Source organism: Clostridium tertium (assembly GCF_902652255.1).
GTDB classification, from domain to species: Bacteria; Bacillota; Clostridia; order Clostridiales; family Clostridiaceae; genus Clostridium; species Clostridium tertium_A.
Genome location: NZ_CACRTO010000010.1, coordinates 68,558 through 81,954 on the forward strand (window position 1 = coordinate 68,558; position 13,397 = coordinate 81,954).

The 13,397-nt window shown below is 30.9% G+C and carries 9 protein-coding genes, 3 tRNA genes and 1 other annotated feature; of the genes, 11 read left to right on the forward strand and 1 reads right to left on the reverse strand.

The features are described 5' to 3' along the window. The first annotated feature begins 190 nt into the window (after positions 1–190). From hflB to GPX08_RS04855, 11 genes are all read left to right on the forward strand, one after another. Positions 191–1,993 (forward strand): ATP-dependent zinc metalloprotease FtsH, encoded by a 1,803-nt coding sequence (gene hflB, locus GPX08_RS04805; RefSeq protein ID WP_156625707.1) that lies wholly within the window; start codon positions 191–193, stop codon positions 1,991–1,993. Between the two features lie 211 nt (positions 1,994–2,204). Beyond that, entirely contained in the window at positions 2,205–3,875 is a 1,671-nt protein-coding gene (locus tag GPX08_RS04810; RefSeq protein WP_156625708.1) for a formate--tetrahydrofolate ligase, read from the forward strand. Positions 3,876–4,007: 132 nt separating this feature from the next. Continuing rightward, a complete protein-coding gene (locus tag GPX08_RS04815; RefSeq protein ID WP_156625709.1) occupies positions 4,008–4,787 on the forward strand; it encodes a type III pantothenate kinase in 780 nt (259 codons plus the stop codon). Between the two features lie 6 nt (positions 4,788–4,793). After that, positions 4,794–5,774: a tRNA dihydrouridine synthase DusB gene (gene dusB, locus GPX08_RS04820; protein WP_156625710.1), complete on the forward strand. Its 981-nt coding sequence runs from the start codon at positions 4,794–4,796 to the stop codon at positions 5,772–5,774. Between the two features lie 212 nt (positions 5,775–5,986). Next, positions 5,987–6,469 carry a transcription elongation factor GreA gene (greA, locus tag GPX08_RS04825; protein WP_156625711.1) on the forward strand — a complete coding sequence of 161 codons (483 nt, stop codon included), beginning with the start codon at positions 5,987–5,989 and terminating at the stop codon, positions 6,467–6,469. A gap of 13 nt (positions 6,470–6,482) precedes the next feature. Then, a complete protein-coding gene (lysS, locus tag GPX08_RS04830) occupies positions 6,483–7,988 on the forward strand; it encodes a lysine--tRNA ligase (protein ID WP_156625712.1) in 1,506 nt (501 codons plus the stop codon). Positions 7,989–8,225: 237 nt separating this feature from the next. Beyond that, a tRNA-Asn gene (locus GPX08_RS04835) sits at positions 8,226–8,300 on the forward strand. A gap of 27 nt (positions 8,301–8,327) precedes the next feature. Next, positions 8,328–8,402: transfer RNA gene (locus GPX08_RS04840), tRNA-Asn, on the forward strand. 29 nt (positions 8,403–8,431) lie between these two features. Next, positions 8,432–8,506 (forward strand) — tRNA-Asn (locus GPX08_RS04845). Between the two features lie 104 nt (positions 8,507–8,610). Then, positions 8,611–8,778: a binding site (T-box leader), on the forward strand. Between the two features lie 43 nt (positions 8,779–8,821). Further along, the gene (locus GPX08_RS04850; protein ID WP_156625713.1) at positions 8,822–10,213 is read left to right on the forward strand and encodes a glycine--tRNA ligase; all 1,392 of its coding nucleotides are present in this window, start codon (positions 8,822–8,824) and stop codon (positions 10,211–10,213) included. Between the two features lie 239 nt (positions 10,214–10,452). Continuing rightward, positions 10,453–11,829, forward strand: coding sequence for a UDP-N-acetylmuramoyl-L-alanine--D-glutamate ligase (locus tag GPX08_RS04855; RefSeq protein WP_156625714.1), 1,377 nt, complete (start codon positions 10,453–10,455; stop codon positions 11,827–11,829). Between the two features lie 75 nt (positions 11,830–11,904). Here the strand turns inward: GPX08_RS04855 and GPX08_RS04860 are convergent, their stop codons facing one another. Next, on the reverse strand, positions 11,905–12,894 hold the full coding sequence (locus tag GPX08_RS04860; protein ID WP_156625715.1) for a DUF5050 domain-containing protein: 990 nt from the start codon (positions 12,892–12,894) through the stop codon (positions 11,905–11,907). Between the last annotated feature and the right edge of the window lie 503 nt (positions 12,895–13,397).

Sequence of the window (13,397 nt, forward strand, 5' to 3'; positions counted from 1 at the left end):
ATAAGCATATTTTAATAAAATATATCAAATTGAAAGTGTATATACTATTTAATTTCTTTATATAAGTTGACTAAGTGATTACTTTACTTAAATACTATATACTAGAAAAAATAATTTAATATAGAATTTTTACTACAACTTATATATAATAAGGCAATATAATAAAAACTAGAAGAAAGGGGGGCCTTGAATGAAAAAATATTCAAGTGCAACAGTATGGATATTTCTTATCGCAATTTTATTCTTATCTGCAACCTTCCTGTGGAATAGCGGAAAGATGGCAGATGAAATATCATACAGTGATTTTCAACAAAAATGGGTTAGTGACGAAATAGAGAGTGTTATGGTTCATCCTGATAAGATGTTAATTTCAGGAAAGACTAGGGATGATAAGCAATTTAATACATATGCGCCAAGCGAAATGGTGCAAATGTTAATGTCTCAAGCTCCAAAGGATGACGTGAGAGTAGATTTTAAACAACCCTCAAATAGTAGTCTTTGGATTAGTTTAATACCAACATTATTAATTATGGTATTAATCTTTGTATTTTTCTTTATGATGACTCAGCAATCTCAAGGTGGAGGTGGCGGAAGAGGCGTTATGAATTTTGGTAAAAGTAGAGCCAAGATGATGTCTCCAGATGCTAAGAGAGTTACTTTTGACGATGTAGCGGGAGCGGATGAAGAGAAACAAGAATTAGAAGAAATAGTAGACTTCTTAAGACAACCGTCTAAATATACAGAAATGGGTGCTAGAATACCAAAGGGAGTCTTATTAGTTGGGCCTCCAGGAACGGGTAAAACTTTATTAGCAAAAGCTATAGCTGGAGAAGCTGGAGTTCCGTTCTATAGTATTTCAGGTTCAGATTTCGTTGAAATGTTTGTTGGTGTAGGTGCATCAAGAGTTAGAGATTTATTTGAACAAGCTAAAAAGAGTGCGCCTTCATTAGTATTTATTGATGAAATAGATGCTGTTGGTAGACAAAGAGGAGCAGGTCTTGGCGGCGGCCATGATGAAAGAGAGCAAACATTGAATCAATTATTAGTTGAAATGGATGGTTTTGGAGCTAATGAAGGAATTATAATGATAGCTGCTACAAATAGACCAGACATATTAGATCCTGCATTATTAAGACCAGGTAGATTCGATAGACAAATAGTTGTTGGAGCTCCTGATGTTAAGGGAAGAGAAGAAATATTAAAGGTTCATACTAAGAAGAAACCTTTATCTGAAGATGTAGAATTAAAGGTATTAGCAAAGAGAACTCCAGGATTTGTTGGAGCTGATTTAGAGAACTTAGCTAATGAAGCAGCTTTACTTGCTGTTAGAAAAAGTGAAAAGTTAATAGGAATGAGCGAATTTGAGGAAGCTATCACAAGAGTAGTAGCAGGACCTGAAAAGAAGAGCAGAGCTATTAATGAACGTGACAGAAGACTTACTGCTTATCATGAAGCAGGTCATGCAGTTGTTATGCAATTACTTGAACATTGTGATCCTGTACATGAAATAAGTATAATACCAAGAGGTATGGCTGGTGGTTACACTATGCATTTACCAGAAGAAGATAGATCATATACATCAAAATCTAAGCTAAAAGATGAAATGGTAGGACTATTAGGTGGTAGAGTTGCTGAAAAGATAATTTTATCAGATATTTCAACTGGAGCTAAAAATGATATAGATAGATGTAGTGCTATAGCAAGAGCTATGGTTATGGAATATGGTATGAGTGATAAACTAGGTACTATATCTTATAGTGCAGATAATAATGAAGTATTCCTTGGAAAGAACTTAGGCCATGGCAGAAACTTTAGTGAAGAAGTTGGAGCTGAAATAGATAAGGAAGTTAAGAGATTTATAGATGAAGCATATGATAAGGCTATAAATTTATTAACTGAAAATATTAATAAGCTTCATGCTGTAGCAGCAGTTTTATTAGAAAAAGAAAAAATTGATGGTGAAGAATTCGTTAAGATTTTCAATGAAAATTAATATTAATAAGGGATAGTTTAAGACTATCCCTTATTTTATATACGAATTATTTGTGAAAAAAATAAAGCGATATAAGAATCATTTAAGGATATTACGAATTATTTTTAAAATAACGACAAAAATGTTCGAAAAAACTTTGATTGATTAGTGGTAAGTGGTATAATTTATTTACGTGATTTAAGAAATAATTATTGGGTAGGAGTGTGTTTATATGAAAAGCGATATACAAATAGCTCAAGAAGCTAAGATGGAGCCTATTACAAAAATTGCAGGAAAGTTAAACTTAACAGAAGATGATATAGAGCAATATGGTAAGTATAAGTGCAAAATATCATTAGATGTTTTTGAAAAGTTAAAGGATAAATCAAATGGTAAGTTAGTATTAGTAACAGCTATTAACCCAACTCCAGCAGGAGAAGGTAAATCAACAGTTACAGTTGGCCTAGGTCAAGCGTTATGTAAGATGGGGAAAAATGCAGTGATAGCATTAAGAGAACCATCTTTAGGACCTGTTTTTGGAATCAAAGGTGGAGCTGCTGGGGGTGGTTATGCTCAAGTAGTTCCTATGGAAGATATAAACTTACATTTTACAGGTGATATGCATGCTATAACTAGTGCAAATAACTTATTAGCTGCAGCTATAGATAACCATATTCATCAAGGTAATACTCTTAAGATAGATTCAAGAAGAATAGTATTTAAAAGAGTTATAGATATGAATGATAGGGCTCTAAGAAGTGTAGTTGTTGGACTTGGTGGAAAATTAAATGGTTTCTTAAGAGAAGATGGATTTATGATTACAGTTGCATCTGAAATTATGGCTATCTTATGTTTAGCTAATGATCTTTCTGATCTTAAAGAAAGAATGGGTAATATAGTGGTTGCTTATGATTTAGATGGTAGACCTGTTTATGCAAAGCAACTAGAAATTCAAGGGGCAATGGCATTGCTTATGAAGGATGCAATTAAACCTAATTTAGTTCAAACACTAGAAAATACTCCTGCTATAATTCATGGAGGCCCATTTGCTAATATAGCACATGGTTGTAACTCAATAATTGCTACAAAGATGGCATTAAAGCTTGGAGATATAGTAGTAACTGAAGCTGGTTTTGGTGCTGACCTTGGAGCGGAGAAATTCTTAGATATAAAATGTAGATATGGTGGCTTAACTCCAAACTGTGTAGTTATAGTTGCAACTGTTAGAGCTTTAAAGAATCATGGAGGAGTTGCTAAAGAAGATTTAGGAGTTCCAAATGTTGAAGCGTTGGCAAAAGGTATTACTAACTTAGAAAAACAAATTGAAAATATTAAGAAATATAATGTTCCAGTAGTAGTAGCTATAAATAAATTTGTTACAGATAGTGAAGAAGAAGTTAAGTTCATAGAAGACTATTGTAATAAGCTTGGAGTAAAGGTAGCCTTATCTGATGTATGGGCAAAAGGCGGAGAAGGTGGAGTAGAACTTGGAGAAGCTGTATGTGATATATTAGAAAATGAAGAATCTAAATTTAAACCTATATATGAAATAGAATCTAGCATTGAAGAGAAAATAAATACAATAGCAAGAGAAATTTATGGGGCTAGTGGAGTAGCCTTTACAGCAAATGCTAAAAAGCAAATAGCAGAACTTGAAAGCTTTGGGTTAGATAAACTTCCAATATGTATGGCTAAAACTCAATATTCATTATCTGACAATCCTGCTTTAAAAGGAAGACCTGAAAATTTTGAGATTACAGTAAAAGAAGTTAGAGTATCAAATGGTGCAGGGTTTATAGTGGCATTAAATGGGGATATAATGACGATGCCAGGACTACCAAAAGTACCAGCTGCTAATAGAATGGATATATTAGATGATGGAGAGATAGTAGGTTTATTTTAATTATACAATTTACAACACTTGACAAATAAATTCTAATTGTTAAAATTAAATTGTTAATTTTGTTGAGATAATATTTTTTTAATAAGGCAGCTTTTAAAAAGCTGCTTTTAATTGTATTAAGGTGGTGCTTGTATGATTCTAGTAGTAGATGTTGGGAATACAAATATTGTTTTGGGGGTATATAAGGATTCTAGAAATATTGCAGGATGGAGAATATCAACTGATGTTAAAAAAACTTCAGACGAGTATTCTGTTCATGTAATGCAACTTTTTATTCAAAGTGATTTAAATCCTAGAGAAGTAAAGGGAATAATAATATCATCTGTAGTTCCTAATATAATGCATTCTTTAGAAAATATGATTAAGAAAAGCTTTGGAATAAATCCTTTAGTAGTAGGTCCAGGAGTTAAGACAGGAATAAATATTAAATATGATAATCCTAAAGAAGTTGGGGCAGATAGAATTGTAAATGCCGTAGCAGCTCATGATAAATATAAAAAAGACTTAATAATAATAGATTTTGGAACAGCAACTACCTTTTGTTCATTAACAAAAGATGCAAATTATCTTGGAGGATGTATTACGCCGGGAATTAAGATAGCTTCTGATGCACTTTTTGATAGAGCAGCAAAACTACCTAGAATAGAACTTGAAACACCTAAGGGTATAATATGTAAAAATACTATTTCAAGTATGCAAGCGGGCATAATTTATGGATACATAGGCCAAGTAGAGTATATAGTTAAGAAAATGAAAAAAGAAATGATGGATCATGGTACAGAGGAACCTTTTGTTGTAGCAACAGGTGGATTAGCAAAGTTAATAGCTAAAGAGACTGATGTTATAGATAAGGTAGATTCTAGTTTAACATTAGAGGGGTTAAGAATAATATACGAAAAGAATAAGGAGTAGTATAATATGAAGATTGGAAACCTAGAATTCGAAAATAATGTTTTTCTAGCGCCTATGGCAGGAGTAACTGATATATCCTTTAGGGGATTATGTAAGGAAATGGGATGTGGGTTAGTATATACTGAAATGGTAAGTGCAAAGGCACTATATTATGAGAATGAAAATACTAAATCATTACTTAGAATATCTGAAGAAGAAAGTCCAGTGGCTGTACAAATTTTTGGTAATAATCCTAAAATTATGGCTGAAGTTGTACAAAGACACTTTAATGAAAGAGAAGATGTTTCCTTAATAGATATAAATATGGGATGTCCTGTCAATAAGATAACCAAGAATGGAGAAGGCTCTGCTTTATTAAAACATCCAGAGCTTGCAGCTAATATTGTAAGAGAAATAAAAAAAGTCTCCACAAAGCCAGTTACAGTTAAGTTTAGAAAAGGCTTTGATGAAGGCAGTATAAATGCAGTAGAGTTTGCTAAAATATTAGAAGATGCTGGTGTAGATGCATTAGCTATACACGGAAGAACTAAAGAACAAATGTATGAAGGTAAGGCAGATTGGGATATAATAGGTAAGGTTAAGGAAGCAGTCTCAGTTCCTGTTATAGGAAATGGAGATGTGTTTACTGCAGAGGATGCCTTAATTCTAAAAAACAAAACTAATTGTGATGGTATAATGGTCGCAAGAGGAAGCATGGGTAATCCGTGGATATTTAGACAAATTGAAAATAAGTTAAAGGGACTTCCACCTTTAGAAATAACTTATAATGACAAAATAGATATGTGTTTAAGACATTATGAGTTAGCAATTAAGTACGATGGAGAGAGAAAAGCTGTTAGAGAAATGAGAAAACATTCAGCATGGTACTTAAAAGGAATGCCAAAAAGCAATGATATAAAATCTGTTATAAATACTTTAGATGAAAGTAGTGCAGTTATTGATGTGTTAAATAATTATAAGAAACAATTAATAGAAATAGATGAATAAAACTATATGTTTAGTACAATTGTTTGAATATTAATATTTTTAGTGAATAAATATATTAAAAATAAGTACAATATTATCTATTAATGAAATACTTATAAATTACACGAGTTGACATATAGTAATTGCTGATTTATAATGTTTTAAATGATTTTGACAATATAAGACTTATTATTAGGTTTTAAATATAGTAGTAAATTGAAGGGGAGAAAATCATGAGTGAAACTAAAAAATTCGTAATGACATACGAAGGAGTTAAAAAATTAGAGGATGAATTAGAGTTTTTAAAAACTGTAAAAAGAAAAGAAATAACTGAAAAAATAAAAGTAGCTTTAGGATATGGAGATTTAAGTGAGAATTCTGAGTATGATGAAGCGAAAAATGAGCAAGCTTTTACTGAAGGAAGAATAATACAATTAGAAAATATGCTAAAAAATGCATCAGTTGTTGATGAATCAGAAATTCCTACAGATAAGGTTTCAGTTGGGACAATAGTTAAGGTTAAGGATTTTGATTTTGATGAAGAAGTTGAATATTCAATAGTAGGATCAGCTGAAGCAGACCCTATGAACTTTAAAATATCTAATGAATCACCTGTTGGCTCAGCGTTACTAGGTAAAAAGGTTGGAGAAATAGTAGAGGTTTCAATTCCAGACGGAGTGAACAAGTTCGAAATATTAGGAATAAGAAGAGAGTAACGGAGGGATATCAATGTCAACTGAGGAAATGAATATACAAGAGTTAGAATCTCAGTTCAGTGAGCAAGAAGCTTTAAGAAGAGAAAAACTTGTTGAATTACAAAACCAAGGAAAGGATCCTTTTGATGTATATAAAGTTGAAAGAACTCATATGTCAGAAGAAGTTAAAGCGAATTATGAAGCATTAGAAGGTGCAACTGTAACAGTGGCAGGTAGAATCATGTCAAAAAGAGGTCAAGGTAAGGTTGTATTCTCTGATATTCATGATAGAGATGGCAGAATCCAATTATTTATTAAGATAGATGAAGTTGGTGAAGAAGCATTAAAATCATATAAAACTTATGATTTAGGTGACTGGGTTGCTGCAACAGGAGAAGTATTTAAAACTAAGACAGGAGAAGTTTCTGTTAAAGTTAAATCTTTTGAATTAATTTGTAAATCATTAAAACCATTACCAGAAAAATGGCATGGTTTAAAGGATCCAGATTTAAGATATAGACAAAGAGAAGTAGATATGATATCTAACCCAGAAGTTAAGCTAAACTTTATAAAAAGAGCTAGCATACTTAAGGGAATTAGAGAATTCTTAGACAATAGAGGATTTATTGAAGTTGAAACACCTATGTTATCACCAATAGCAGGTGGAGCTTCAGCGAGACCTTTTGTAACTCATCATAATACTCTAGATATAGATATGTATTTAAGAATTGCACCTGAATTATACTTAAAGAGATGTATAGTTGCTGGTTTAGAAAGAGTTTATGATATGGGAAGAACTTTCAGAAATGAAGGTATGTCAGTTAGACATAATCCAGAATTCACTATGATAGAATTATATCAAGCTTTTGCTGATTATAATGATATGATGGAATTAACTGAAAATATGGTAGCTGCTGTATGTGAAAAAGTTAATGGAACTACTAAGGTTATGTACCAAGGTACTGAAATAGACTTTGCACCACCTTGGAGAAGAATCACTATGGTTGATGCAGTTAAAGAGCATACAGGTATAGATTTTAATGAAATTAAATCTAACGAAGAAGCTCAAGCTATAGCTAAAGAAAAGAATTTAGAATTTAAGAAGAAGCTTGATCATGTAACTAAGGGTGAAGTATTAAATGCTTTATATGAAGAATATTGTGAGCAACATATGATTCAGCCTACATTTATATGTGATTATCCAGTAGAAATTTCACCTCTTACTAAGAAGAAGAGAGGGAACGAAATGTTTACTGAAAGATTCGAAGGATTCGTATTTGGTAGAGAAATATGTAATGCTTATTCTGAGTTAAATGACCCAATAGTTCAAAGAGAAAGATTTAATCAACAAGAAAAAGAAAGAGAACTTGGTGATGATGAAGCTTACATGATAGATGAAGAATTTATGAGTGCATTAGAAACTGGAATGCCTCCTACAGGAGGTTTAGGAATAGGTATAGATAGACTTATAATGTTCCTAACAGATTCTGCTTCTATAAGAGACATTATTATGTTCCCTACTATGAAACCAGTGAAATAATTAAGAATGGATAATTAATGAGAAAACTCCTTAGGGAGTTTTTGGAAATAATTTATTTTTAGTAATTTGAAACAAATTACATCAATAATTGTTAATTGAAAAAAGCCTTGCTTCTTAGAGGAGCATGGCTTTTTTATACTTAATATATAGTATTAATAAAAAATGTTAAAAAATTTTTTCTTAAAAAACACTTGCATTATTAATAAAAGTTGATATAATAACTAATGTAGTAAATATTCCGCGATAGCTCAACGGTGGAGCACTCGGCTGTTAACCGATAGGTTGGAGGTTCGAATCCTCTTCGCGGAGCCAATTTAATTTTAAAATTATTTATAGTATTCCGTGGTAGCTCAATGGTGGAGCACTCGGCTGTTAACCGATAGGTTGGAGGTTCGAATCCTCTCCACGGAGCCAATTTAATTTTAAAATTATTTATAAAATATTCCGTGGTAGCTCAATGGTGGAGCACTCGGCTGTTAACCGATAGGTTGGAGGTTCGAATCCTCTCCACGGAGCCATTTTATAAAAGAGTTTTATAAAAGTAGATAATATTATCTATTGTTATAAAACTCTTTTTTGCTTGACATATAAAAGCCTTTTGGTAAAATGGATATATAATTTAATAAATACTATGAGAAAGAGGAGTAAACTTGATATTTATTTTAGAGAGACGATGTTTGGTGAAAATCGTTATAAATTTAAGTTGAAGGGCGCTTTTGAGTATTAATTTTTGAAAGCAGGGCTAGAGCCAAGAAGGGTGGAACCGCGGAATAAGTATTTCGTCCCTTTAGGTTTAAGGCCTTTTTTTATTATAAAAAATTGGAGGTATTAAAATGGCAGTAGAAAAAACTATGGAGAAAATCGTTGCTCTTTGCAAAAGCAGAGGTTTTGTATTCCCAGGATCTGAAATATATGGAGGACTAGCAAACTCTTGGGACTACGGCCCATTAGGAGTTGAATTTAAAAACAATGTAAAAAAAGCTTGGTGGAAGAAATTCGTACAAGAAAGTCCATATAATGTTGGAGTAGATTGTGCTATATTAATGAACCCAGAAGTGTGGGTTGCATCAGGACACGTTGGTGGATTCTCTGATCCATTAATGGATTGTAAAGAATGTAAGGCTAGATTTAGAGCTGATAAGTTAGTTGAAGATCATATGACTGCAAATGGTGCAGAAGTTGCAAGTGCAGATGGTTGGACAAATGAGCAATTAAAAGAATACATTGAAGGTAATAAAATTGTTTGCCCTAAGTGCGGTAAGTTAAATTACACTGATATTAGAAAATTCAACCTAATGTTTAAGACTTTCCAAGGTATTACTGAAGATTCAGCTAGTACAATATATTTAAGACCAGAAACTGCTCAAGGTATATTTGTAAACTTTAAGTCAGTTCAAAGATCTTCAAGAAAGAAAGTCCCATTTGGTATTGCTCAAATAGGTAAGTCTTTCAGAAATGAAATTACACCAGGAAACTTTACTTTTAGAACTAGAGAGTTTGAGCAAATGGAATTAGAATTCTTCTGTAAGCCAGGAACAGATTTAGAATGGTTTAAGTACTGGAAGGATTACTGCTTAAACTTCCTATTAAACTTAGGTGTTAATGAAAGTAATCTAAGAATGAGAGATCATGGTGAAGAAGAATTATCTTTCTATTCTAATGCTACATCAGATATTGAATACTTATTCCCATTTGGATGGGGAGAGCTATGGGGAATAGCTGATAGAACTGATTATGATTTAAATAAGCATCAAGAACATTCAGGTCAAGATATGAGCTACTTAGATCCTACTACGAATGAAAAGTATGTTCCTTATGTAATAGAACCATCATTAGGAGCTGATAGAGTTGCATTAGCATTCTTAGTAGATGCATATGATGAGGAAGAATTAGAAGGTGGAGATGTTAGAACAGTAATGCACTTACATCCAGCATTAGCTCCATATAAAGCAGCTATATTACCACTTTCAAAGAAACTTTCTGAAAAGGCTTTAGAAGTTTATGGAGATTTAAGTAAGAAATTTAACTTAGAATATGATGAAGCTGGAAGTATAGGTAAGAGATACAGAAGACAAGATGAAATTGGAACTCCATTCTGTATAACTATAGACTTCGATACTTTAGAAGATGAAGCAGTTACTATAAGAAATAGAGATACTATGGAACAAGAAAGAGTTAAGATTTCTGATTTAGAAGCTTACATCGAAAAGAGCTTAGAATTCTAATTATAAATGACATATACAAATGTATTTTAATTAGATAATCTGATAATATATAAGTATATTTAGGGAGGATAACTATTCATTATGGTTTTCTCCCTATTTTTGTATTTGATTAAGTAAAGTGTTATAATTATTTAAGATTGGGACAGACTTAGATAATGGTAATGGAATAGTTCCTTTCATAGTAGAGCAAAGATAAGAAATTATAATATAATATTTGTATAGATAGTTGGAGGAGTAGTATGAAAAAGTCATTTGAAGAGTTTAAGAGATTTATTAAAGAGAAAAATGTTGCGGTTGTAGGTATTGGTGTTAGTAATATACCTCTTATTAGATTTTTAGTTAAACTTGGAGCTAAAGTAACTGCTTTTGATAAGAAAGATAGAAATGAACTAGGTGATATTGCTGATGAGTTCGATGGTCTTTCAGTAGCTTTAGAATTAGGAGAAGGTTATTTAGATAGATTAACTGGATTTGAGGTAGTATTTAAAACACCATCAATGAGAATAGACTGTGATGCTTTAGTTAGAGTAAAAGAAGAAGGTGCTTATATAACTTCCGAAATGGAGGAATTCGTAAAGTATTGTAAAGGTAAAGTTTTTGGAGTAACTGGAAGTGATGGTAAGACAACAACTACAACTATTATTTCAAAACTATTAATTGAAGCTGGATACAAGACTTGGGTAGGAGGAAATATTGGAACTCCATTATTCTCAAATATAGAAGAAATAAGAGAAGAAGATAAGGTTGTGTTAGAATTATCAAGTTTTCAACTTATGACTATGGACTTACCTATAGAAGTTGCAGTAGTAACTAACTTAGCACCAAATCATTTAGATATGCATAAAGATATGCAAGAATATATAGATTCTAAAAAGAATATCTTTTTATATCAAGAAGAAAGTGGAATATTAATTTTAAATAGAGAAAATGATATTACTCATGGTTTTGTAAATGAAGCTAAAGGAGAAGTAAAGGAATTTAGTTCTAAGAGAAAGATATCAGATGGAGCTTACTTTGAAGATGATATATTATATTTAGAAGGCAAAGAAGTTTGCAAGAAGGAAGATGTTTTAATTAAGGGAATTCATAATATAGAAAATTATCTAGCTGCTTTCTTAGCAACTAAGGATGATGTATCTATAGAAGTTATGAAAAAAGTTGCTGAAAACTTTGGTGGAGTAGAACATAGATGTGAATTAGTAAGAGAAGTAAATGGTGTTAAATACTATAATGATTCAATAGCTTCAAGTCCAACTAGAACATTAGCAGGGTTATTTGCTTTCGAGAGAAAGGTAATATTAATTGCTGGAGGTTACGATAAAAATATTCCTTTTGAACCTCTTGCATATGAAGGATATCCTTACATTAAAGAACTTATTTTATTAGGAGCTACTAAAGAGTTAATAAAGGCATCTTTTGATAAATTGAAAGAAGAAAAAGGAATAGAAGTTAATATTATATCAGTAGAAAGCTTAGAGGAAGCTGTAATAAAAGCTAAAGAAATAGCAACTCCAGGAGATATAGTAACATTATCACCTGCTTGTGCTTCCTTTGATATGTTCCCTAACTTTGCGGTTAGAGGAGATAAGTATAAAGAAATAGTTAATAATTTATAGAATTTAAATATAATAAGAAAAGAGGCTGTCGTAGATAGCCTCTTTTTATAACTTAAAGAATATTTTTATATAAAATTACTTATTTTTTAATATAATAACTTCATCTATATTAGAAGGTGATTCTATAAATACCCCACCTTCATATGGAAAATAATCATTAGTAAAGCTTGAAAAGATTTTTTCATACTTAAGTGTGTTTTCAGTTTCATCTGAAGAAAGTTTATAAATAGAATTAGGATCTTCATCATTTATAAAGTAGATAGTGTTTTCATATTGCTTCAATTTAGAAGCGCTTACTGATGAAGCTTTTTTCACTTCTAAATTAGAGGCATCTATAGAGTATATATAATTCTTATCAGATGCATTTGAAAAAAGTATTAGATTGTTATATATAGCAAAGCTATCAACAGGATAGTCTGTTAATTTAAAGTTAGCAGAAGTATCTATCTTTAAACAATATAGTTTATGATTATCATCACTATTATTATAAAATATAGCGTTATTATTAAGTATAAAGCTACTTGCTGATTTTGATGATAATAATTTTTTCTCATTAGTCTTTATGTTAAATGAATAAATACCTTTATTTAATGAATCTATGTAATACAAATAGTTGTTTTGATAAACTAAATTAAGAGTAGACTCATTTATAATTTTAGTTATTTCTTTCTTTTGATAATCTAATTTATAAACACCTTTATCTACTGAGGTAGATGAGAAGTATATATATGTACCATCTGTAACTATTGAATCTACAGAATAATCAAAGCTATCTGTAACTAGAGAGTCATTTATAATATTTGTGTCTTCTTTTACTTCAGCTACTGAAAGTTTATTATTGTTACTAGGGTCAGGGAAAAATAATAAATTCCCTAAAAATGAGTATCTACTATAATCAGCAGTCTTGCCTGATAAAACTATTCTTTTTGAAATATCTGTATCTTTCTTATATGAGGTAGTTAATGTTGTTTTATTTTCATCTAATGAGGTTGCATCTTCAGCTTTGGAACAGCCTACCAATAAAAAAGTTGAAGATAGAATAATTGCAAGTATCTTTTTAGTCATAAAAATCCCCCTAAAATTTCACTATTATAATATACATTATATATTAAAGTTAAGTATATATTAAGAGAAATAATGGAATAGATTAAATAATATGTTAGGGAATAAATATGATATTATTTAAAAAGCAAGTTAACTTTACCTGGTGTATCATTATATAAAATTTAGAGAATAAATTAGAAAGAATAAGTATTATAAAAATAATATAAAATAATGATATAATTGTGTGTTTTTAGCTTTAAATAATCGTGATAATATAAATAGCGTCGTCGGGAACGGCGGTTAACTAAGAGATAAAATTGTAAATCAAAAGTATTGACAATTTTAAATCCAAATGTTATTATAATTAAGCAAGTTGTTGAGAACTTGCCAAGCGAGATCTTTGAAAATTGAACAGAATAAAGTTAAGTAAAATAAACCAGCAATTCTTTTAAGTCTTAAAATTAAGACTCAAAGTAATTTGAGCAAAAGATTAAACTTTTTATTGAGAGTTTGATCCTGGCTCA

Excerpts from the sequence above, each read along its gene's own strand:
- dusB (WP_156625710.1), top strand. The coding sequence starts at position 4,794 with ATGAAGATTGGAAACCTAGAATTCGAAAATAATGTTTTTCTAGCGCCT.
- GPX08_RS04810 (WP_156625708.1), top strand. The coding sequence starts at position 2,205 with ATGAAAAGCGATATACAAATAGCTCAAGAAGCTAAGATGGAGCCTATT.
- hflB (WP_156625707.1), top strand. The coding sequence starts at position 191 with ATGAAAAAATATTCAAGTGCAACAGTATGGATATTTCTTATCGCAATT.
- GPX08_RS04850 (WP_156625713.1), top strand. The coding sequence starts at position 8,822 with ATGGCAGTAGAAAAAACTATGGAGAAAATCGTTGCTCTTTGCAAAAGC.
- GPX08_RS04815 (WP_156625709.1), top strand. The coding sequence starts at position 4,008 with ATGATTCTAGTAGTAGATGTTGGGAATACAAATATTGTTTTGGGGGTA.
- greA (WP_156625711.1), top strand. The coding sequence starts at position 5,987 with ATGAGTGAAACTAAAAAATTCGTAATGACATACGAAGGAGTTAAAAAA.
- lysS (WP_156625712.1), top strand. The coding sequence starts at position 6,483 with ATGTCAACTGAGGAAATGAATATACAAGAGTTAGAATCTCAGTTCAGT.
- GPX08_RS04860 (WP_156625715.1), bottom strand. The coding sequence starts at position 12,894 with ATGACTAAAAAGATACTTGCAATTATTCTATCTTCAACTTTTTTATTG.
- GPX08_RS04855 (WP_156625714.1), top strand. The coding sequence starts at position 10,453 with ATGAAAAAGTCATTTGAAGAGTTTAAGAGATTTATTAAAGAGAAAAAT.